Genomic DNA, 22,977 nt, shown 5'->3' with positions numbered 1-22,977 from the left:
TTTATCGGACTCCGCGCAAATTCAGCAGGAACCAGTTCGCCAGCGTATTAATTTCGCGGCTGATTTTACTGTTTCCTTTCCACTCGCCGACCGGCTGTTTGGCCGCCAGGGATTCGGCCATCGCTTCGTCGCGGTGTAAAATAACCGGGATCATGGTCGGCAAGGTTTCCTGCCACAACAGCAAAATGTCTTGCTGCAACAGGCTGGACGGCACGAACTGATTCACCAGATACCGGCCATTCGCCGGTAAAGCGCGCTGATGGAGACGTATATGAGATTGCGAGTCGGCGTGGAGTAAAACGAGCGTGCTGTCGGCGATGGCCTGTGCCGGCAGCGGATCGGCGGCGGGAGAATCAATCAGGATCCAGTCATAAACGCCGCTGTTTTTGAGCTGCGTGATGGCTTTATTCCAGTCAAATACAGGCGACACCTCGCTTTGTGCGCGGGCACTTTCAGGACCGACATTACCGTAAGGTAAAAAGTCCAGATGAGAATGATAACGCATGGCGGATTTTTGCCAGGGTTTGCCGGCATTAAAGGCTGAACGCCAGCCGCACGTCTGTGTGAAAGGCATTCCGAAATGCAGACGCAACAAATTTTCCGGTGAAAAGTCGATCACCAGAACCCTTTCATTGAGTTGCGCGAGCCCCCAGGCCAGCGCTGCGGTGACTGACGTCGTCCCCGTGCCGCCACGAAATCCCTGTAACGCAATGACAGACATATTAGTTTTTCTCCGCGCCGTGTTTATCGTATTGCGCCAGCTCAGCCAGTAACGGCCAGCGTGACATTAGTTGCGGAATTTTTTCTTTACGGGCGACATCCACGTAATTTAATTCAGTTAAAGAAAAAAGGTGACTCAGCGCAAAAAAATCATCATCTTTTGACGGCTCGGATTCTTCCGAGCCTACAATATTGGGCCCCACCGTTCTTCCTCCCTGCTTCAATGAAAATGCTAGCGGTCTGGCACGGAAAAATTACCGCTCACATAGCGGCATTTTAGTATCAAACATAATTGTGAAGTATTATGATTATTTAATGTAGCAATGATAGAATTTATTATACTCACATTTATCAGTGTGTCCCAAGCAGACTTTTTATCTAAAACGAATACAAGCAGATTAACTATATGGCACTCTCCTTTTCATTGGGCATGAAGCAATACTGGAATGGATTAGCCCAAATGCAGGCCCGGGGGCTTTACTGGGTCAACGCTGACAAGCAGGAAGCCGCGTATCACCTGTGCGGACAGGCTCTTGAGGCTCAGCAGGGCGAAACACCTGTCACTGTATTTTTCCCACAGCACAATTTAATTTGCACTGAAGAAGAAAATAGACTAGACGACGACCACATTCTTCTCTCTCATTTGAAGAAACACCCCAGGCAAACGTTTTATTACCAGTTAGCCGACGGCAAGAAAGCGTTTCTTGGATTGCCAGGTGATATTAATCGTTTGCCTCGTCATCCTGCGTTATTAATGATCTTATTACTTCCTGTTACCTCCTGGCAGATGCTTAATGATAAACAATTTGCCCATTGGGTGAGTGAAATGCGTACCAGCGCGAATAGTAAAGAGGCAACAATCCTTATTATCTGCTACGGCGCGGGTATTAATGCGGTTAAAACTCAGCTGCATTTATATCATCGCAATATATATGGTCTTGCTGATTTAAAAACCGATACCCTCCCGAATCAGTGGGGCATTTCCTGGTGGCACGACGGATTAGGGGCGGAAGCCAACACGCTCTATCCGCTGACACCACGCCAGACCGGCTGGGAACTTCAGAAAAACGTACCCGCCTCAGTGGCCGAACAGGCCGGTGACGATCAGTGGATGTTGCTGGCGGAGCGGTCGGTGCTGGAAGGCGCACCGGCGCTGTCCGAGCGTTGGTTCCTGTTTGACAGCAATGAAGAGCTGGCAGAAAGAGCCCTGCACGCCCGCTCGGCGACGGTTATTTTTGCCCTGAGCGGCAATGACGCCGTGGAAGTGATGGCACGCCAGATCCACCGTCTGCGTATGCAGCGCGGTACGGGTTTGAAAATTGTGGTGCGTGAAATGAATTCTTCCCTGCGCTATGTTGACCAGCGTTTATTGCAGGCCTGTGGCGCAAACCTGGTAGTTCCGCACGCCGCGCGGCTTTCTAATTTCCTGACGCTGCTCGACGATCTGCAAAACCTCACGTTTACCCGCCACGTGCAGGATGATATTGAAACCCTGCTCGACAGCCGGCTGCCGACGCACCATAAAGGCTATCTGCCGCTGCCGGTTTTTTGCAGCGTCATGAACGATATCTGGAACCATGCTTCACTGGCCACCGAATCACGCGGTTTACTGATTTCGCTGCGCCCTGCCGCCGGGATCAGCCCGCAGCAGGCGATGTCGCTGTGTTCCCTGCGCCGCGACGGCGATATTCTTACCGTGACCGAACGGCATCTTTATTTGTTCCTGTCGAACTGTCAGGTTAGCGATGTCGGGAACGTTCTGGCCTTTCTGTTTAATCTGCCGGTGAAAGACGTTTTCACCAGCCAGACATTCTGGAGTCAGGAGCTGGATATTCAGACCGAAGTCCGCCGTCTTGCGGCTAAACCGCCGATGGCAAAAGCCGTGACCGGCCCTGAAACGTATGTGCCACAAAAAGCAGAACCGCTGAAGCGCGCGCAGATCCACGCCCCTGTGCCGGTGACGCTCGTGTTAAACGACACGCCTGTTCAGCAGCAGCCGGAGTAAGCGAAATGGATATCCAGGACATCATTGAGATTTTTATTCTGGCCGCGGTGATATTCATTCCGCTGGGATATGCTTTGCGCAGCCGCCTTCCCGGCTGGAAAAACCGTCTGGCGACACGTTTTCTTTCACCCCGTTATTTAACTCCGATGACAGCCAGCATGATCAGTAAGAACCGCAAACGTTCCGACGCGCTGACTGATGTTTCTCCGGTTACAGGGAAATCCAAGACTCCACTATGAACGAACCGAATTCTTCTTCACCGCGTTTGCGGATCTGGCAATCCTGGCGCGGACTTGGCGCCTGGAACTACTATTTCTTACTTAAATTCGTTCTGCTTTCACAGGGTTATCTGAATTTCGACGCGCTGAGCAATCTGGTGTTTGCCGCCGTATTATTATTCCCGTTGCCTTCGCTGCGTCTGCATCGCTGGCGTCAGTGGATGGCCCTGCCGTTTGGTCTGGCGCTGTTGTACCACGACACCTGGCTGCCGGGCTGGCGCTCAATTATGAATCAGGGCGCGGACGTCGCCGGTTTCAGCGTGAGCTATCTGCTTGAACTGGCAGACCGCTTTATAAACTGGCAGTGGATTGCCGTCGGCTTTGCGCTGCTGGTAGGTTATCTGTTTATTTCTCAGTGGGTGCGCCTGACCACGTTCACGGTTATCGCACTGCTGTGGGTGAATCTGAGCGGGATGATTACGCCGTTTTTCGCGCATTCTCCGGCGGCCGCGGTGGCAGAAAACACCCCCGCCGTGACCGCTGCCACTTCGGCGCAGCCTGCCGGTGACAACACCGTTAACGGCCCGCCGACCAATGCCAATCTGAGTGCTTATCTCGAGCAGTTCTACCAGAACGAAAGCCGCAAGGCGACGAAGTTCCCGGATGCGCTGCCTGCGGATGCCCAGCCTTTCGACCTTCTGGTCATCAACATCTGTTCGCTGGCCTGGTCGGATCTGGACGCCGTGAATCTCTCCAGCTCTCCGCTGTGGTCACGTTTCGATTTCGTGTTCAGCAATTTCAACTCAGCGACTGCCTACAGCGGCCCGGCGTCGATTCGCCTGCTGCGCGCCAGCTGCGGCCAGACATCGCACCACAATCTTTACCAGCCTGCCGGTCAGCAATGTTATCTTTTTGACGATCTGGCACGTCTGGGCTTCACCAATCAGCTGGCGATGGACCACACGGGCGTGTTTGGTAATTACATCGGCAATCTGCGTGACGATGCTGATATGAAAGCTCCGCTGATGTCACAGGCCGGTCTGGGTTATGAACTCACGTCATTCGACGGCTCACCGATTTTCAACGACGGGCAGTTGTTCTCCCGCTGGCTGGAAAATCAGGAAAAAGCAGGCACGGCGCGTACCGCCACCTTCTTCAACCTGATCCCCCTGCACGATGGCAACCGCTACGTGGGCAGCAATAAGGGCGCGGATTACCATAACCGTGCACAGACCCTGCTTAGCCAGCTCAATACCTTTATGGATCAGCTGGAGAAATCTGGTCGTAAAGTGATGCTGGTCGTTGTGCCGGAACACGGCGCGGCGCTGGTCGGCGATAAGATGCAGATTTCCGGCCTGCGCGACATCCCGAGTCCGGGCATTACGCACATTCCGGTCGGCGTGAAATTCTTCGGTATGCAGGCGCAGCACGCTTCAACACCGATGAAAATCGACGACCCGAGCAGCTACATGGCGATTTCCGAAATGGTTTCCCGCGCTGTTGATGGCAAAGTCTTCACCAGCCCGACGATGGACTGGAAAACCTTCGCCTCCAACCTGCCGCAGACTCCGCTGGTTTCAGAGAATGAAAACTCGGTGGTGATGGAATATCAGGGAAAAATTTATATCCGGTTAAATGGCGGAAGCTGGGTGCCGTACCCGAGCTGACGATTTGTTTGTGGGCTCGCCGCCCACACCCTCAGCTCCCAAACTGGCTTTAAGGTCAAGACCGTGGGCGTCGGCCCACACCGACCAGAGACCCGGTAACGCGCGGGCCTCTGGACTCCGCGCTTTATCACTTCGCGCTGTCGCAGGTGCGACGGACATGTTCCGCAGCAATAGTGAGTGGCGCAAATCCAGGTGCTTCGCACTGCCTTCTCTCGGTCTTCGAGCCTATGGTCTCGAAGCCGCTCCGTTCAGCTGAATTTTGAGCACGCCAATCAACTTATCTAAAAGATAAATCCATTCCATTTTTGAATTTAAGATCGTGCGGGCGATTCAGAAAGCTTGCTGAATGAGAGGTTGCAGACCTGAGGCTGCAATCCCGAAATGAAGGCACCGCGTAGCGGCAAGATTTCCAGCCTGTCGCTGCGGCTGCTGAAACATAGCCAGCGAGCGACAGCGCGCAGTGAAGAAGCGCGGGAGTCCAGAGGGCGCGCGCTTACGCGTCCTCTGGGCCAGTTTGGGCGGCGAGCCCAAGGTGTTGGTGTTGAATTTAAAAACCGCCTGTGTCCGGCATTGACACTGTCATTCCGCAAATAACTGGTCATACACATGCTGTAAATGCCGGCTCATTCTTGCCTTCGCCCCTGCACCATCTTTCGCCAGAATGGCGTCCAAAATCCCCTGATGGTCAGCATTCATTTCACGGGCGAAATCGACTTCGGTGTAATGGCTTTCAAGCCGCATAAACCTGCGGGAACGGCGTTTGTCCCACAGGTATCCCATCATGTCGTGCAGGACTTCGTTGCCGGTCATTTCGCTAATCATCAGATGAAACCGACGGTCGGCTTCCAGAAACGCGTCGTTGTTGGCATTCAGGCTATTTAGCTCATCGGCGATTTCTTTCAGTTTGGCCCGCTGATCATCCGTGCCGTTCAGCGCGGCCAGTTCGGCGGTCATTGATTCGTAAATCTGCCGCGCCCTGACCAGCGATTGCAGGCTGAACTCTTCTTCCGACGACATCACCGGCGTAGCGGGGGGCGCTTGCGGGAGCGGGTCGTTGACGTAAACGCCGGTGCCTGTGCGGATTTCCACCCAGCCGGTGATCTCCAGCGCAATCAGCGCCTCGCGGATGGAAGAACGGCTGACGCCCAGCTGTTTGGCCAGATCGCGCTCTGAAGGGATCATCGTTCCCGGCGCGAACTGGCCGGTATTAATGCAATTAATCAGTACATTAGAAATCTGGCGATAGAGCCTTTCGACTTTCAGGGTCGGCAAATCCATTATTTTCTCCATGCAGGTGCTGGATCCCAAATCTGTTATCCCGATCACATTAATGATCGGTTCGATGCTGAATCATATGTCGGTCTGATGGCCTGACCAGCAGACCACCTGACCAGACCGCGCATTAAGATTGAACTTATCACCGGCCATGCGTCAACTACATTCAGATGTCAGATAACACTTTTAAGGAAAACACATGGAACAGACTTGGCGTTGGTACGGCCCGAATGACCCGGTTTCACTCGATGATGTGCGTCAGGCTGGCGCGACCGGCGTGGTGACCGCCCTGCACCATATCCCGAACGGTGAAGTCTGGCCGGTGGATGAAATCAAAAAACGTCAGGCACAGCTGGAAGCGAAAGGTCTGGTGTGGTCAGTGGTAGAAAGTATTCCGGTGCATGAGGAAATCAAAACCCGCAGCGGAGATGTTGAGAAGCACATCGCCAATTATCAGCAATCTATCCGAAACCTGGCGGAATGCGGCATCGATACGGTCTGCTACAACTTCATGCCGGTTCTGGACTGGACGCGCACGGATCTGGGTTATTTACTGCCGGACGGTTCCCGCGCCCTGCGTTTTGACCACATCGCGTTCGCCGCTTTCGAATTGCATCTTCTGAAACGTGAAGGCGCTAAATCCGATTACAGCGCGGAAGAGCAAAAACAGGCTGCGGATTACTTTGCTGCGATGACACAGGCGGAAAAAGACCAGCTGGTGTCTAACATTATTGCCGGTTTACCGGGCGCGGAAGAAGGCTATACGCTGGATCAGTTCCGTGCGCGTCTCGCCACTTACGACGGCATCGATAAAGCCAAACTGCGCGAAAACATGGCGCACTTCCTGCGCAGCATCGTGCCGGTAGCCGAGCAGTGCGGGATCAGTCTGGCGGTTCACCCGGATGATCCTCCGCGCCCTATCCTCGGCCTGCCGCGCATTATCTCCACCATTGAAGATATGCAGTGGCTGAAAGAAGCCGTCGACAGCATCCACAACGGTTTCTGTTTCTGCACCGGTTCATACGGCGTTCGCGAAGACAATGATTTAGTGAAGATGATGACGACCTACGCCGACCGTGTTCACTTCATCCATCTGCGCGCCACGCAGCGCGAAGAAGTCCCTGGGAGCTTCCACGAAGCCGATCATCTGGACGGCGACGTGGACATGGTTGCAGTTATCAAAGCGATTCTGACCGAAGAGCAAACCCGCCGTAAAGCCGGTAATCTGCGCGCTATCCCGATGCGTCCGGATCACGGCCATCAGATGCTGGATGATTTGCATAAAAAAACCAATCCGGGATATTCGGCGATTGGCCGCTTACGCGGATTAGCAGAGCTGCGGGGTGTGGAGCGGGCATTGAAACAGAGCTTCTTTGCCGAGTAAACTCGCGGGATAAATTAACTTCCGACTGAGATAATTTCGGTTTCTTAATAACGGTTATCACTCGGCCTTTCGCGCTGAAACCGACCAAGAGGGAAAAATGCTTTTTCCCTCTTGGATCTCCCTTCGCTTTTTCAACACGTGCTAACGCTCGCTGGCTATGTTTCAGTGACTGCAATGACAGGCTGGAAAGCTTGCCGCTGCGCGGTGCCTTCATTTCGGGATTGCAGCCTCAGGTCTGCAACCTCTCATTCAGCAAGCTTTCTGAATCGCCCGCACGATCTTAAATTCAAAAATGGAATGGATTTATCTTTTAGATAAGTTTATTGGCGTGATCAAAATTCAGCTGAACGGAGCGGCTTCGAGACCATAGGCTCGAAGACCGAGAGAAGGCAGTGCGAAGCACCTGGATTTGCGCCACGCACGATTGCGTCAGAACATGTCCGTCACACCCGCGATAGCGCGCAGTGAAAAAAGCGCGGAGTCCAGAGGCCCGCGCGTTACCGGGTCTTTGGTCGGTGTGGGCCGACGCCCACGGTCTTGACCTTAAGCCCGCTTGGGTGGCAACCCAAGGTCCTGGTGACCTTAAACGGCCGCCCCTTTTGCAGCGGCCTACTCTGCAAAACTCAAAAATGATAGGCCACGGCGTTTTCCTGCTCCGGCCACGGCTGCGATCTGTACGGTTTAGCCGGATAGTTGATCTCCACGCTGCGTCGGCGGAAATCACTCGGGCTCACCCCTACCCGCTTGCGGAAAACACGCGAGAAATACAACTGATCGTCATATCCCACCACGCGGCCAATCGTCGCAATGGATTCCTGGGTAGTTTGTAACAGCAGTTTGGCGCGGATCACCCGCTGATCTTCACGCCAGCGCAGAATGTTGATACCGACCTGTTCGCGGAATAAATGCGCCAGCCGCGAAGGTGACAGGCAGACGTGGCGCGCAACTTCGTCAATGCGCAGTTCTCCGGCCAGATTGCCGGTAATAAACTGGCAGGCTTCAATGACGCGCGGGTCCATAATCTTTTGTGGACTCTGCGGATCTTCTTCCATGGCTCGCAGCAACAGGCGTTCCAGCAGATTCATCCCTAATTCTTCGCAGAAACGACGACCTGATTTTTGGGTTTGCTCAATATTGGCAAAAAGGCGGTCGAACTCCAGCAATAAGGTGTTGTTCGGTAAAGAAAGACGCCCTACGTCGCGGGTCTTGGTATGCCATTCCAGCCAGTCAGCCCAGTAGGCGCGCGGGCGGAAATACACCCAGCGGTGATACCAGGAATCGGCATTGGCCGAGCGGCTGTATAAATGGCGCGCTTTCGGCGGGAACAACAACAAATCACCGGGATTGCAGTAAAACGTATCTTCACCGTCAAAGACTTTCCCCTGCCCTTTGACCGTCAGGTTAAGAATGTAACCTTTCATCCCGCCCGGACGATCGATGGCGAAATCCAGTGGCCCGTCAGCGAGGATCGGTGTCATACCGGCGACCAGATAGGCGTTGAAACTGTAACCCGGTAACAGCGGATTTTGCTGCTGATCCTGAATCATACGGTGATACATCGAACCTCCTGAAACTTCACTGGGCTATGGACTTTTCATCTATTCTAATCGGCGGTGAAAGCGCTGCCAGTAAAGGTTACTAATTTGTGAACAACCACGCGTTTTTACGGCATTTAACCGATGAGAGCGTTAAATGCCGTGGGGTAAAGCTGTGAAAGCGTTATCACAGAACAGGGTTAAACCGTCTTTTTAGCTTTCTGTTTGTAGCGGTCGAAGATGACTGCGGCCAGCAGGATCAGACCACGTACGACATATTGCGAGAACGGAGAAATGTTCAGCAGGTTCATGGCATTTTCTACCGTGCCCAGGATCAGGATCCCCGATACCACGTAAGAAATTTTACCGATGCCACCTTTCAGCGATACGCCGCCCAGCACGCAGGCAGAGATAACGATCAGTTCAAAGCCCAGCGACGTCATCGGCTGGCCGCTGGTCATTCGCGAAGCCAGAATGATCCCCGCCGCCGCCGACACCAGCCCGGAAAGCACAAAGATGATAATTTTAGTACGAACGACCGGCACACCCGCCAGTCGCGCCGCATCTTCATTACCGCCAATCGCCAGCGTGTTGCGGCCAAACGTGGTTTTGTTGAGCAGCAGGCCAAAGATAATCAGACAGCCGACCGTCAGCCAGATTGGCGCGGGCAGCCCGAACCAGTTGGCATAGCCGAGCGCGAAGAAACGTTCGTCTTCGATACCGACCGCTTTACCGTCAGAAATGATGTACGCCAGACCGCGCACAATCTGCATGGTGGCAAGTGTGGTGATCAGCGCGTTGATTTTCAGACGGGCGATAACAAAGCCGTTGAGCAAACCGGTCAGCATTCCGAGCAGCAAACCGGCGGCGACGCCAATCCACAGGCTTTCGGTCATGTTGATGACCACTGCCGTGGTAACACCGGCGCAGGCAATCACCGAGGCGACGGACAGGTCGAAGTCGCCGGATGCCAGACAGAACAACATTCCGCAGGCCACCATGCCGGACATTGAAATCGCCAGCCCCAGCCCTTTCATGTTGATGAAGGAACTGAAGTTCGGCACAAAAATCGTACAGGCGAGAAACAGCACGGCGAAGACCACCAGCATGCCGTAGCTGTCCCAGATTCGCATCAGGCCTTGCCCGCTGCGCGACGCAGCAGAAGGTTGATCCGGTTTGGCTGAATTGGTTGTCATACTCGACATAATATTTTTGCTCCTCAGTCAGGCAGCGTCAGGGGCAGAATCAAGATCTGGCGTTCGCAACATGGCGAGCCCCAGCGCTTTTTCTTCAGTAGCGTCGTCGTGCAACAGTTCGCCGGAGATGGCGCCTTCGCGCATCACCACAATTCTGTCCGCCAGACCCAGCACTTCCGGTAAATCACTGGACGCAAACAGCACGGCAATGCCCTGTTTCGCCAGTGAGTAAATCACGTTGTAGATTTCATGCTTGGCGCCGACGTCAATACCGCGCGTCGGTTCGTCGAGCAAAATGACCTTCATTTCTTCCGACAGCCAGCGGCCAAGAATAGCTTTTTGCTGATTACCGCCGGAAAGGTTCATGATCAGCTGCTGGTCGCTCGGGGTTTTGATGTTCAGCGCTTCGATATGCTTGCGCGCATTTTTGGCTTCCCAGGCGTTGTTGATCAGGCACCCCGCTTTCACCGTTTTGCGGCGGGCGCTGATGTTGATATTGTCGCGCACTGAATGCACCGGAATGATGCCGTCGGCCTTGCGGTCTTCCGGGCACAGCATAATGCCGAGGCGGATGGCGTCAGCCGGTTTGCGGATATTCAGTGCTTCTCCGTCCAGCCTGACGGTGCCGCCGGTAATGCGCGTGCCGCCGAACAGGCCTTTCATCAGCTCGCTGCGCCCTGCGCCGACCAGCCCGAAAAGACCGACAATTTCCCCCTGACGCACGGTCAGGCTGACCGGCGTTCTCACGCCTGGTGCTTTGACGTCGTCCAGTTCCAGACGGATTTCGCCGTGCGGACGCGGCGCGTATCCGTAGATATCATCCAGATTGCGGCCGACCATAGCCTGCACCAGCTTGCTGTTATCGACCTGCGTCATGTCGTCGAAGGTCCGCACGTAACGGCCATCTTTGAAAACAGTGACAGCGTCACTTAATGCAAAAATTTCTTCCATACGGTGTGAAACATACAAAATGACGCGCCCTTCGGCACGTAACTCGCGGATAACGCGGAACAATTGTTCAATTTCACGGGCAGACAGCGAGCTGGTCGGTTCGTCGAACGCAATGATTTTGGCGTTACGCGCCAGCGCTTTCGCAATTTCCACCATCTGCCACTGGCCGATGGAGAGATATTTCAGCGGCGTGTCCGGGTCGATATCCAGCCCGAGATGTTCCAGCTGGATTTTGGTTTCATAGCGCAGCAATTTGCGGTTCACGAACCCGTGTTTACTCGGCAACTGCCCGAGATAAATGTTTTCTGCCACCGTCATTTCCGGCACCAGATGCAGTTCCTGATAAATGATCGCCACACCGGCATCGAGCGCATCGGTGGTGTTGTTAAATGCCACCGGCTGGCCTTTGATGTGAATGTTGCCCTGCGACGGCTGATAGTTTCCGCTGAGGATTTTCAGCAGCGTGGATTTCCCCGCGCCGTTCTCGCCCATCAGCGCATGGATTTGCCCGGCATAACAATTGAAAGAAATACCGTCCAGCGCTTTCACGCCCGGAAAAGTTTTGCCAATGTCATGGAATTCCAGATACGGCGTGGCCGCATCAAACTCCGTCAGCGACGGTGTCAGCAAAGGCGTCTTGTTTGAAGATTGCTGAGTCATAGTGGCTACCTGGAAAAATATGTGAAGGATTTCAAACCGATTACTGCACCACAGAAAACAGTCGCACTTCTTAACCGTCGTCCGTGGTGCAGTAACGCAATTCAGATCAGGCAAAAGTTACATTAAGCCTTTCTTCTTCAGCTCTTCTTTGAAGTTGTCGCGGGTGATCAGCACAACGTCGGTCACTTCGGTGAATTTCGGCGGTTCAACACCTTTGGTCACCCACTCATTCAGCATCTGGATACTTTTGTAACCGTGGATATCCGGGCTCGGTAACAGGGAACCGTAGAAGCCGGTTTGCGCGCTTTTTGACAGCTCATTCACCGCGTCAACCCCGTTGATGCCGATGCCGATCACGTTCGCCGCTTTAAAGCCCTGACCTTCTGTTGCACGCACGCCACCCAGAACGGTGTTGTCGTTCATGCCGATAATCAGCCAGTTTTTCACTTCAGGATGTTGCACCAGCAGGGAGTTACCTGCGTCCAGTGCGCCCGGGATATCGTTGGATTTTGTCGGCACTTTATAGATTTGTTTTTCCGGGAAACCGGCGGCTTTCAGCGCATCCATAGAACCGCTGGTGCGGCGGCGTGCGGTATCCAGCTCATCCGCGGTAATCGCCATTACGCCGGTATCAGCCACTTTCCAGCCGCGTTTTTGCATTTCCTTATACAGTTCCTGCCCCTGACGTTCGCCGATTTTGGTCGCCGCCATCATGACCAATGGCACTTCTTCCATCGGTTTGCCTTTGGCATTCACAAACTGGTCATCCACCTGGATCACTTTCATGTCATAGCTGCGGGCTTTGGCCATGATGGCAGGCCCCAGACGTGGATCCGGCGTACAGATAACAAACCCTTTCGCGCCGTTCGCCGCCAGGCTGTCGATGGCATTCAGCGTTTTTTCGCCATCCGGCACGGCAATTTTAATGACCTCGAAATTCAGGTCTTTACCGGCCTTATCAGCGAACCGCCATTCAGTCTGGAACCACGGTTCTTCCGGTTGTTTAACCAGAAAACCCAGCTTCGGATTGTCTGCTGCCATAGCTGAATGTGACATAACAGCCGCTAACCCGACCGCCGCCAGCGCCTTAGTGAATTTATGCATGATGTTCTCCGACTTTTATTGTTGTTTTTCACGATTCCGGCCTTAATCCGGGTGGCTGTCCGCAATCATGAAAACGTTATCATTGGCGTAAGGAAACAAAATCAGAGCGCGGCGAAGTCCGGTATATAGCGGATTTGCGTCACGCTCTGTTGTAAGACGCAGTAAGTTTTAGCGGTAATTTTGCAGCGGAATGTAGAGCGCTATCACACGGCGGGAAAACAGCAGGTTTGTACATAGATATAGCGATTTTAGCCAAACACTAACATTTGACCAACCTCACAGAAACATCATGGGGAGCAGATTTGTGCATACTTCCAGCTAACGCCTCCTCACTCACTTTTTGCCATCCTCCTACTGTTAGAGCAATTCGATTCGCCGCCGTAATGACTACGGCAAACCTGAAGGAGTGAGAAAGAATGACGCAAGGTGCGATTGCTCTTGGTCTTGATTTTGGCAGCGATTCCGTCCGCGCACTGGCCGTTGATTGTCAGACCGGTGCCGAAATGGAAACCGACGTGGTTTACTACCCGCGCTGGAATGAGGGCCGTTACTGTGATGCGGCAATAAATCAGTTCCGCCATCATCCCCTTGATTATATTGAAGCGATGGAACAGGCGATTAAAAACGTCGTACAACGTCTTGGCAACGAACGCGCAGCGCGCGTGGTCGGTATCGGCGTGGATTCCACCGGTTCCACACCCGCACCGGTCGATAAAGACGGCAACATTTTGGCGCTGAATCCTGAGTTCGCCGAAAACCCGAACGCCATGTTCGTGTTATGGAAAGATCACACGGCGATAGAAGAAGCCGAAGAAATTAACCGTCTGTGCCGCAGCGGTGATTTCCCCGACTATTCCCGCTATATCGGTGGCGTTTACTCCTCCGAATGGTTCTGGGCCAAAATTCTCCATGTTTCCCGCGCCGACCCTGCTGTCACCAAAGCCGCCGCCTCCTGGGTGGAATTATGCGACTGGGTGCCCGCCCTGCTTTCCGGCACCACCGCGCCGGATAAAGTCGTACGTGGCCGTTGCAGCGCCGGACACAAAATGCTCTGGCATCCGTCGTGGGGCGGCCTGCCGCCAAAAGATTTCTTCGCCGCGCTCGATCCTTTGCTGGTTGAACACCTGCCTTATCCGCTGTTTACCAACACCGTCACCGCTGAACAGGCTGTCGGCACGCTGACGTCTGAATGGGCAGAACGCCTCGGCCTGCCCGCCTCCGTCGTGCTTTCCGGCGGCGCATTCGACTGCCATATGGGCGCAGTCGGCGCGGGCGCACAGCCTTACACGCTGGTCAAAGTGATCGGTACCTCCACCTGCGACATCCTGATTGCCGATAAAGAACGGGTAAACGACCGCGCCATCGCCGGAATTTGTGGTCAGGTGGAAGGCAGCGTGGTGCCGGAGATGATCGGCATGGAAGCCGGACAATCCGCGTTTGGCGATATGTATGCGTGGTTCAGCCGCCTGCTGAGCTGGCCGCTGATTCAGGCCGCTAAGGCGCATCCGGAACTGAAAGAACAACTCACCGCCTTGCAAAAAAATCTGCTGCCCGATCTGACCGCCGCGTGGGCCGCCAATCCGAAGCTGGATCACCTGCCGCTGGTGCTCGACTGGTTTAACGGACGCCGGACACCGTTTGCCAATCAGCGTCTGAAAGGCGTCATTACTGACATCAATCTCGGCACCGAAGCACCGGAACTGTTCGGCGGTTTCATTGCGGCCACCGCCTTTGGTGCGCGCGCGATTATGGAGTGTTTCGAACAACAGGACATTCCGGTTGAAAACGTTCTCACGCTCGGCGGTATTGCCCGTAAATCGCCGGTCATCATGCAGGTTTGCGCCGACGCCATGAACCGTCCGTTGCAGATTGTCGCCTCCGATCAGTGCTGCGCGCTGGGTGCCGCCATCTTTGCTGCCGTCGCCGCCGGGGAATTCAAAGACGTCCCTGCCGCCCAGGAAAAAATGGCGTGCAGCATCGAACGCACGTTGCTGCCGGATCCGCAGCGCGTCGAACAATACCAGCGTCTGTACGAACGTTATCAGCAATGGTGTGCAACCACTGAACCGCTGTTTGCAGCGAAGACAGCACACTGACTATTTTTTTCGAAAACGGTTTTTTCAAACATCTGAAATTCAGGAGTGATTAATGGACGCGTTTAAACATCTCGAAGTGTGGTTCGCTATTGGCAGTCAGCATCTGTACGGGCCGGAAACGTTACGTCAGGTAAAAGAGAACGCCGAGAAGGTAGTCAATGGCCTGAACGCAGAAGCCGGATTGCCGGTCAAACTGGTGCTCAAACCGCTGGTCACCACGCCGGACGAAATCACCGCACTTTGCCGCGAAGCTAACTATGCGAATTCCTGCGTCGGCCTGATTACCTGGCTGCACACCTTCTCTCCGGCCAAAATGTGGATTGCCGGTCTGAGCATCCTGCATAAACCGCTGTTGCAGTTCCATACACAGTTCAATGCTGAAATTCCGTGGGATTCCATGGACATGGACTTCATGAACCTGAACCAGACCGCACACGGCGGCCGTGAATTCGGTTTCATCGGCGCGCGCATGCGTCAGCAACATTCCGTGGTCGCCGGTCACTGGCAGGATGGCGAATCGCACCGCCGCATCGCTCAGTGGATGCGCGTTGCCGCGGCGAAGAATGAAAGCCAGCATCTGAAAGTGGCGCGTTTTGGCGACAACATGCGTGAAGTGGCGGTGACCGAAGGCGATAAAGTGGCCGCGCAAATCCAGTTCGGCTACAGCATCAGTGCCTATGGTATCGGCGATCTGGTCAGCGTCATCAACGAAGTCAGCAAAGGCGATATCAATACGCTGGTGGAAGAGTATGAATCCACTTACCGCCTGACGGATGCCGTGAAACTCAACGGCGAACGTCGTGAAAACCTGCTGGACGCAGCAAAAATCGAACTGGGGATGACCCGTTTCCTGGAGCAGGGGAAATTCGGCGCATTCACCACCAACTTTGAAGATCTGCACGGCATGAAACAACTGCCGGGGCTGGCGGTACAGCGTCTGATGCAAAAAGGCTACGGCTTTGGCGGCGAAGGCGACTGGAAAACCGCGGCCCTGCTGCGCATCATGAAAGTGATGGCCAGCGGCCTGAAAGGCGGCACGTCGTTCATGGAAGACTATACGTACAACTTCAAGCCGGGCAACGATCTGGTGGTTGGCTCGCACATGCTGGAAGTGTGCCCGTCGATTGCCAAAGAAGAAAAACCGCTGCTGGATGCGCAATATCTGGGCATAGGTGGCAAAGCAGATCCGGCACGTCTGATTTTCTCCACCCCGGCAGGCCCGGCGGTCAATGCCAGCGTCATCGACATGGGCGATCGTTTCCGTCTGCTGGTCAATCAGGTGGATACCATCGAGCAGCCACATCCGCTGCCAAAACTGCCGGTCGCCCGTGCAATCTGGAAAGCCCAGCCTTCTCTGGCAACGGCGGCTGAAGCCTGGATCCTCGGCGGCGGCGCGCACCACACGGTGTTCTCTCAGGCGCTGGATATCGATGCACTGCGGTTGTATGCGGAGCTGTCCGGGATTGAGTTGCTGGTGATTGATAACGACACGACTCTGGCGGACTTCAAGAATCAGATCCGGTGGAATGAAGTTTATTACAAATTGTGCAGTCGCTGATTTGCTTGCAGAAGGCCGCTGCAATGGCGGCTTACACTGCTAAAGCAGATCGAAAACATTTCGGTTTCTTACGTGCGGTGATCACTTAACGCGCTGCGCCGAAACCGCCCAAAGGAGGAAAGTGCTCTTCCTCCTTTGGAATCCTCCACGCTTTTTCCAACAAGCGCTTCGCTGGCTGGCAATGTTTCAGGGACTTTTGCTGTTGCCGCAAAATCCCGCCGCTGCGCGGTTCCTTCCAGTCGGATTACAAACCGCGCGAAAAGATACGCGGTTTTCCACCTCTCCTTCCAGCGTGATTTTTGAAAGCGGCCACGGGCTATGTAATCCGAAAGATGGATGCTGGCTGGTTTTTATTTACTCCTTCCCCTCTCACGAGGGGACGGAGTAAACCAACTCGTTGTTATTTTTGAGAAAGTTTAGATGGCGCGCTCAAAAATTTTGCTGACTGAGGGTTCGAGACTAATGGCCCGAAGCCCTCGGGGAAGGAACCGCGCAGTGGCAAGATTTCGCGCCACATTAGATTGTTCCAGAACATGTCCGCCGGCCCGGCGATAGCGCGTGTTGTAAAAAGACGCGGAGATTCCAAAGAGGGCTCGTCATAGCCCTCTTTGGTCGGTTTCGGCACCAGACGCTGAGCGGTCACCGCACGTGAAAAACCGAAATATTCCCGGTCATCCGTAAGCCGCCTGCAAAGGCAATTTGGTCACCTTTCTAAAAGGTGTCACACCCCGGTCACATTCCCCCTTTACCCTCACCTCCACTAATAAGTCCCAAAGAGGATAGTACAACCATGATCATTCCAGCTCATACCGGCGGGAATGCGCCGTCGCGCACCTGTCCCGCTATCGCTATCCATCAGGTTTCCCATTTCTTCGGGAGCAACCCGGTACTCAATCACGTCAATTTATCGGTGCCGGAAGGCACGATCCTCGCCCTGCTCGGCCCTTCGGGCTGCGGGAAAAGTACGCTGCTGAAAATGCTGGCGGGCTTACTGCATCCCGCATCGGGGCAGATCAGTTTCGACGGCGAAATCGTCGCCAGTGGCTCGTTCAGTCTGCCGCCGGAAAAACGTAATCTCGGCATGGCGTTTCAGGATTACGCGCTCTGGCCACACATGACCGTTCGCCAGAACGTCGGGTTTCCGTTGCAGATGCGCGGAATTCGTGGCGCGGCGCAGCAGAAAAAAGTGATGGCGGCACTGGAACGCGTCGGGCTGGCGGATTTTGTCTCGCGCCGCCCTTCTGAGCTCTCCGGCGGGCAGCAACAACGTGTGGCACTGGCCCGCGCCATCGTCGCCGAACCCCGCATCCTGCTGTTTGATGAACCGCTGTCGAATCTCGACCGCGATTTGCGCGAAAGCCTGTGTGAAGAAATGGCGGTGTTGTTGCGCCAGCTCGGCACCACCGCGGTTTACGTCACGCACGATCAGCACGAAGCCCACGCGCTCGCCCATCGTATTGCCCGTATGGACAAGGGCACGATCGCCCGTATTGACACGATTGATCCTTCCGGAATTTCACCTTTTGTTGCTTAACCTCTGATGGGATAAAAATGATGAACCGCACAGTCAGCACTTTTCGTAAGAACAGCACAACGTTTTCCCGTACTAAAACAGGCGTAATGACCGCAATGACTCTTTCTCTCGCAATGGCAGCAGGCAGCGCGCAGGCGCTGACGCTCTACACCGCCGGGCCGGGTTCTCTGGCAAAAAAACTGGCGGCAGGTTATGAAAAACAAACCGGCGTGAAAGTGGATGTTTTCCAGGCCACCACCGGCAAAGTGATGGCCCGCCTGGACGCCGAACAGGCCAATCCGCGTGCTGACGTTCTTATCTCCGCATCCTGGGATACCGCAACCGATCTCGAAAAACGCGGCTGGCTGCTGGAATATCAAAGCCCGAACGCAGAGCAGGTTCCGGCGCAATTCAAAACGCCTTACTACGTCGCGCAGGGAATTTCCGCGCTGGGCATTGTGTGGAACACCAAAAGTGGTACCACTGAGCCAAAAGACTGGGGCGATCTAGCCAAACCGGAATTTAAAGACAAAGTGACCACGCCTGACCCTTCGCTTTCCGGTGCGTCGCTGGATTTGCTGATCGGGTTACAAAATGCCCACGCACAGCAGGCGTGGAAGCTGTTTGAGGATCTGAAAGCCAACGGCATGATTATCGCCGGGCCAAACGCACAGGCGCTGACGCCAGTGTTGCAGGGCGCGAAAGCCGCCGTGTTTGGCGCGGTGGATTATGTCTCTTACGCCAGTGTGCAGGACGGCGAATCCGTCAAGGTGATTTTCCCGGTCAGCGGTACCGTGATCGCCCCGCGTCCGATGATGATCCTCAAATCCAGCCAGCAGCAGAAAGAAGCCAAAGCGTTTATCGATTACGCGCTTTCGCCTGAAGGCCAGAAACTGGTAGCCGATGCGTGGCTGATGCCCGCGCGCACCGATATCGACGCCAAACGTCCGTTGTTTAAATCACTGAAACTGTTGCCGGAAGCCTCTCAGGCCTCGGCGTCGCGCAAAGAAGTGCTCGAGCGTTTCGCAAAACTGTTCGGTCAGCAGTAAGTCAGTCACGGGCTGCGAAGGCAGCCCGTTTCCCCTCCCCGAACAACGACGACAAATACCATGAACAGAAATGCTTTTTTGCCCGGCGTAACGGGCATTGCGTTGTTATTGCTGGTCGCCGTGCCGGTCAGCTTTGTGATTTTACAGGCGGTTTTCCCGCATCTCGATACAGGTGCTTATTCCGCACCGTTCAGCGTATTTACCCGCGTCTTCGCCGAACCTCAGCTGCGTGAACTGTTTTCCACCACGATCAAAGTCGGGCTGGGCGTCGCGCTGTGCAGCGGATTAATCGGTATTCCGCTCGGCGCGCTGCGTGGCCTGTTTGCCCTGCCGGGTGCGGCGTTGTGGGATGTTCTGTTTCTGGTGCCCTTTTTGCTGCCGCCTTATATTGCTGCCCTGTCGTGGATGCTGGCGCTGCAAACCCGCGGTTATGTGCAGCAACTGGTGCCGTGGCTGCATCTCAACGATTTCCTGTTTTCCATACCGGGCATGGTTGTGGTCATGACGCTGAACGTCTTTCCGGTGGTGTATTTCGCGGTGTCGCGCAGCATGGCCGCCAGCGGCAGCCGTCTGGCAGACGTGGCACGTATTCACGGCGCTGGCCCGTGGCGCGCCTTTTCCCGCGTGACATTACCCATGGCACTGCCCGCTATGGCATCAAGTTTGCTGCTGGCATTTACGTTATCCATCGAAGAATACGGCGTGCCGGGCGCGCTCGGTTCGCGCAGCGGCGTGATGCTGCTGACCACCGGCATCGAAGCGCGCCTTGCCGACTGGCCGATTGATTTACCCGGCGCGGCGGTGCTTTCACTGATGCTGGTGGCGATCGCGCTGTGCGCTTACAGCGTTCAGCGCGCGGTGGTGGCGGGCAAAAATGTGGAAAGCATGACCGGCAAACCCGCCGATATCACACAAAAACGGCTGAAAGGCTGGACGATCCCGGTGCTGGCATTATTCACGCTGGTGACGGTGATTGCCGTGGCGCTGCCGATTTTATCGACGCTGGCTACAGCGTTTTCCGGCACGCTTTCTGGCGGACTTTCGCTGTCGAACCTGACATTACGTCACTTCGGCGCGCTGTTTACCGCACACGGCGACGCGATCAGCGCCCTGTCGACCAGCCTCAGTCTGGCGCTCGGCACGGCATTAATCGCGGGCGCGACGGGCTTTCTGGCGTCGTGGCTGGTAGTGGTCAGGAAGATCCGCGGTTCGGCGCTGATTGACGGATTGTCTTTGTTACCGGCGGCGCTGCCGGGGATCGTGGTTGGCGTCGGGCTGATCCTGGCGTGGAACCGCAGCTTCTGGCCGGTCACGCCTTACAACACCTGGGTGATTTTGCTGCTCGCCTATTGTTGCCTGCTGCTGCCTTATCCGGTGCGTTACGTCAGCGCGGCGTTAAAGCAGATCGGCGGAAATCTGGATGCGGCCGCGCGGGTGCATGGGGCGACGGCGGCACAAACGCTGCGGCTGATCCTGCTGCCGCTGGTCTTTCCCAGCCTGCTGGCGTCGATGATGATGGTGTTTGCCGTCGCCTCGCGCGAGCTGGTGACGTCGCTGCTGCTTTCACCGGCAGGCGTGCAGACCGTATCGGTGTATGTATGGCGGCAGTTTGAACAGGGATCGGTAGGAGATGGCATGGCGATGGCGTCGGTGGCGGTGTTACTGAGCCTGACGCTGATGCTGGCAGCCGTCAGGCTTCAACGAAAACCGCTGGCTTAGCTCTCCCGCTGCGGTTCGGTCTGCGGGCGGTCGCCTGCCGGAATTAACAGACCGGCGGCGACCGCCAGTACGGAAATAATCGCGGAAACCATAAAGACCCAGTGCAGGGACGCCGCCACACTTTCGGTCAGCGCCGCCAGATGATGGCTTTCCATCGCATTGCGCGTGGCTTTTTCCATCAGTTGCTGAACCGGATCGTTCACCTGAGGCAGGCGATATTGCAGATTGAGATTCAGCGTTGCGCCCAGCACGGCGGTGCCGATTGCCGAGCCTAACATGCGGGTAAATAAGGTGGATGCGGTCGCAATCCCGCGGATTGCCGGTTCCGCATTATTCTGCACCGACACAATAAACGTGGTATTCGCTAACCCCATTCCCGCGCCGATTGAAAACGCCGCCAGACGCGCCACCCACAGCCCGGAATCTGGCGAAAGAAACAGCAGCGCCACACTTCCGCCCAGCAGTAAAACGCCGCCCAGGACCGCTGTCGCGCGGTAAGACGTCGCCTGCATCAGACGGCTGCTGAGCATGCTCGCCAGTGGCCAGCCGATGGACATCAGCGCCAGCGTGGTGCCTGCTTCCAGCGGCGTGCCGCCGAGAACGCCCTGCACGTAGGTCGGCAGAAACGCGCTGATCCCCATCATCGTCGCGCCAATAATCAGGCCGCCAATGTTACCGGCAATAATCACTTTGCTTTCCCACAGCGCCAGCGGGAACAGCGGCTCAGGCGTTTTACGCTCCTGGCGGATCAGCAAATATCCGCTGACCACCGCCAGCACAATCAACGCCAGCGCCCAGTAGCCCAGCACTTCGGCCTGAAGCAACGCCAGAAGCAGCGCCGCAACGGAAAGCGTCAGATAACCGGTTCCGGCCAGATCCAGTTTATGTTGTTTACGCTGCCCGTCCGGCGGCAGGTATTTGACCAGAATTGCCATCGCCACCAGACCGATCGGCACGTTAACCCAAAACACGACGGCCCACGGGAAATGCGAAACGATAAATGCCCCCATCAGCGGGCCGACAATCGCCGAAACGCCCCACACGCTGGACAAATAGCCCTGCGCTTTCGCACGTTCCTGCGGGCCATAAACATTGGCAATCAGCGTGGTCGCAATCGGCGTAATCGCCCCTGCGCCCAGACCCTGCAAGGCACGGAAAGCAATCATCCAGGCCAGCGAGGGCGCGAATCCACACAAGACGGAGCCTATGAGAAACAGCGTCGTCCCGATGAAAAACATTTTCCGGCAACCGTACAAATCTGCCAGCCGGCCATAGATCGGCACGGTAATCGCCTGTGTCAGCAGATAGACGGCAAAGACCCAGCCGAGCAGCGAGAAACCGCCGAGATCACCGATGATGGTCGGCATCGCGGTCGCCACAATCGTGACTTCCACGGCCGCCATAAACATCGATAACATGCAGGCAGTGAGAATTAAGGGGCGGTGCGATGATTTTACAACGGGAGTCGTGACGGCCATGTTCTCTGTTTTCGTTAGATTATGCGCTCAGGCAGATAGGCAAACTATAGACAAAAAAGCGGCTCAGGGTTTGGCACTCTGAGCCGCTTTGTTTCGATGGTTACGTGACAACGTCACGTATCAGACGTTGGTCAACGTTTTCAGCTTCAGGCTGGACAGGTCAATAAATTTGGCCATATCGCGGCTTTCCGCACGAGGTAAATAAGGAATTTCACCCAGCAGCGGCGCGGAAATATTGGCACTGATCGCGTCAATAGTTTCCTGATAGTGGGCAAGGCACGGGTTAATTCGGTTTGCAACCCAACCCAGCAGCGGTAATCCATCGGCGATAATCGCCTGCGCCGTTAATAGCGCGTGGCTGACACAGCCTTCCTGAATACCGACCACTAATACGACCGGCATATTTTGCTGGCGAACCCAGTCTGAATATAAAAGGTGCGGAGTAATCAATGTTCTCCAGCCATCGCACCCTTCTACGACCACTGAATCTGCCTCTTCACGCATAAAGTTGAGGCCACTGGTCATTATTTCAAAAATATTCTCAGGAACCTGGCTGGCATAAATATCTTCGTCAGCTAAGGCCAGAGGGGTTATTCTATTAAAAGGATAAGCAATAGAAGATGACTGCTGGAGAGTTACCGCATCTTTATTTCGAACCCCGTCGGCCAGCTCCTGGCTGCCAGTTGCAATAGGTTTATAGCCTAAAACGCAGCGATCCTGCGCGGCTAAGGCCTGAAGCAAGGCACGTGTGACAATGGTTTTACCTACACGGGCGTCCGTACCCGTGACGAAAAAGTGCGTTAACATGAAATTCAGGCTCCGGGATCTCTCCGTCTTATTGAAAGATAG

18 protein-coding genes are annotated in these 22,977 nt (G+C 55.1%); 9 read left to right on the top strand and 9 right to left on the bottom strand.

The window, feature by feature from the left end:
• Window position 1 precedes the first annotated feature (1 nt).
• The gene (gene bcsQ, locus GW579_RS03035) at window positions 2–721 is read right to left on the bottom strand and encodes a cellulose biosynthesis protein BcsQ (protein WP_165057462.1); all 720 of its coding nucleotides are present in this window, start codon (window positions 719–721) and stop codon (window positions 2–4) included.
• Window position 722: 1 nt separating this feature from the next.
• Window positions 723–923: a cellulose biosynthesis protein BcsR gene (bcsR, locus tag GW579_RS03030; protein ID WP_152326368.1), complete on the bottom strand. Its 201-nt coding sequence runs from the start codon at window positions 921–923 to the stop codon at window positions 723–725.
• Window positions 924–1,126: 203 nt separating this feature from the next.
• Between bcsR and bcsE the strand changes: the two genes are divergently transcribed.
• The 3 genes from bcsE to bcsG are packed head-to-tail and all read left to right on the top strand — an operon-like array spanning window position 1,127 to window position 4,610.
• Entirely contained in the window at window positions 1,127–2,725 is a 1,599-nt protein-coding gene (gene bcsE, locus GW579_RS03025; RefSeq protein WP_165057460.1) for a cellulose biosynthesis protein BcsE, read from the top strand.
• A gap of 5 nt (window positions 2,726–2,730) precedes the next feature.
• Window positions 2,731–2,964 carry a cellulose biosynthesis protein BcsF gene (gene bcsF, locus GW579_RS03020; protein ID WP_165057458.1) on the top strand — a complete coding sequence of 78 codons (234 nt, stop codon included), beginning with the start codon at window positions 2,731–2,733 and terminating at the stop codon, window positions 2,962–2,964.
• The gene (gene bcsG / locus GW579_RS03015; RefSeq protein ID WP_165057456.1) at window positions 2,961–4,610 is read left to right on the top strand and encodes a cellulose biosynthesis protein BcsG; all 1,650 of its coding nucleotides are present in this window, start codon (window positions 2,961–2,963) and stop codon (window positions 4,608–4,610) included. Before bcsF ends, bcsG begins: the two co-directional genes overlap by 4 nt.
• 579 nt (window positions 4,611–5,189) lie before the next feature.
• Here the strand turns inward: bcsG and GW579_RS03010 are convergent.
• Window positions 5,190–5,888, bottom strand: coding sequence for a FadR/GntR family transcriptional regulator (locus GW579_RS03010; protein WP_165057454.1), 699 nt, complete (start codon window positions 5,886–5,888; stop codon window positions 5,190–5,192).
• Between the two features lie 196 nt (window positions 5,889–6,084).
• Between GW579_RS03010 and uxuA the strand changes: the two genes are divergently transcribed.
• Window positions 6,085–7,269 (top strand): mannonate dehydratase, encoded by a 1,185-nt coding sequence (uxuA, locus tag GW579_RS03005; protein ID WP_165057452.1) that lies wholly within the window; start codon window positions 6,085–6,087, stop codon window positions 7,267–7,269.
• Between the two features lie 623 nt (window positions 7,270–7,892).
• Here the strand turns inward: uxuA and araC are convergent.
• From araC to GW579_RS02985, 4 genes are all read right to left on the bottom strand, one after another.
• Window positions 7,893–8,828, bottom strand: a complete 936-nt coding sequence (gene araC, locus GW579_RS03000) for an arabinose operon transcriptional regulator AraC (protein ID WP_152326165.1) — start codon at window positions 8,826–8,828, stop codon at window positions 7,893–7,895.
• Between the two features lie 176 nt (window positions 8,829–9,004).
• Window positions 9,005–10,012, bottom strand: coding sequence for an L-arabinose ABC transporter permease AraH (araH, locus tag GW579_RS02995; RefSeq protein WP_371819794.1), 1,008 nt, complete (start codon window positions 10,010–10,012; stop codon window positions 9,005–9,007).
• A 15-nt stretch (window positions 10,013–10,027) separates the two neighbouring features.
• Window positions 10,028–11,611: an L-arabinose ABC transporter ATP-binding protein AraG gene (gene araG / locus GW579_RS02990; protein ID WP_152326163.1), complete on the bottom strand. Its 1,584-nt coding sequence runs from the start codon at window positions 11,609–11,611 to the stop codon at window positions 10,028–10,030.
• Between the two features lie 117 nt (window positions 11,612–11,728).
• Complete coding sequence (locus GW579_RS02985; protein ID WP_152326162.1) at window positions 11,729–12,715, bottom strand: arabinose ABC transporter substrate-binding protein; 987 nt, start codon at window positions 12,713–12,715, stop codon at window positions 11,729–11,731.
• Window positions 12,716–13,131: 416 nt separating this feature from the next.
• On the opposite strand from GW579_RS02985, the gene GW579_RS02980 reads away from it, so the two are divergent.
• From GW579_RS02980 to GW579_RS02960, 5 genes are all read left to right on the top strand, one after another.
• Window positions 13,132–14,811, top strand: a complete 1,680-nt coding sequence (locus tag GW579_RS02980) for a ribulokinase (RefSeq protein WP_165057450.1) — start codon at window positions 13,132–13,134, stop codon at window positions 14,809–14,811.
• A gap of 52 nt (window positions 14,812–14,863) precedes the next feature.
• On the top strand, window positions 14,864–16,369 hold the full coding sequence (gene araA / locus GW579_RS02975) for an L-arabinose isomerase (protein ID WP_165057448.1): 1,506 nt from the start codon (window positions 14,864–14,866) through the stop codon (window positions 16,367–16,369).
• Window positions 16,370–17,159: 790 nt separating this feature from the next.
• On the top strand, window positions 17,160–17,903 hold the full coding sequence (locus GW579_RS02970; RefSeq protein WP_165057430.1) for an ABC transporter ATP-binding protein: 744 nt from the start codon (window positions 17,160–17,162) through the stop codon (window positions 17,901–17,903).
• Between the two features lie 86 nt (window positions 17,904–17,989).
• Window positions 17,990–18,931 (top strand): ABC transporter substrate-binding protein, encoded by a 942-nt coding sequence (locus GW579_RS02965; RefSeq protein WP_405047812.1) that lies wholly within the window; start codon window positions 17,990–17,992, stop codon window positions 18,929–18,931.
• A gap of 60 nt (window positions 18,932–18,991) precedes the next feature.
• Window positions 18,992–20,650, top strand: a complete 1,659-nt coding sequence (locus tag GW579_RS02960; protein ID WP_165057428.1) for an ABC transporter permease — start codon at window positions 18,992–18,994, stop codon at window positions 20,648–20,650.
• Here the strand turns inward: GW579_RS02960 and GW579_RS02955 are convergent.
• Entirely contained in the window at window positions 20,647–22,128 is a 1,482-nt protein-coding gene (locus GW579_RS02955; RefSeq protein WP_165057426.1) for an MDR family MFS transporter, read from the bottom strand. The two genes, GW579_RS02960 and GW579_RS02955, sit on opposite strands and share 4 nt — an antisense overlap.
• Before the next feature lie 120 nt (window positions 22,129–22,248).
• On the bottom strand, window positions 22,249–22,935 hold the full coding sequence (gene bioD / locus GW579_RS02950; protein WP_165057424.1) for a dethiobiotin synthase: 687 nt from the start codon (window positions 22,933–22,935) through the stop codon (window positions 22,249–22,251).
• Window positions 22,936–22,977 lie beyond the last annotated feature (42 nt).

Origin of the sequence: Rahnella contaminans (assembly GCF_011065485.1) — a bacterium.
Taxonomy (GTDB): Bacteria; Pseudomonadota; Gammaproteobacteria; order Enterobacterales; family Enterobacteriaceae; genus Rahnella; species Rahnella contaminans.
Note: the sequence above shows the minus strand (reverse complement) of the source record. Positions and strands in the feature narration are given on the sequence as shown.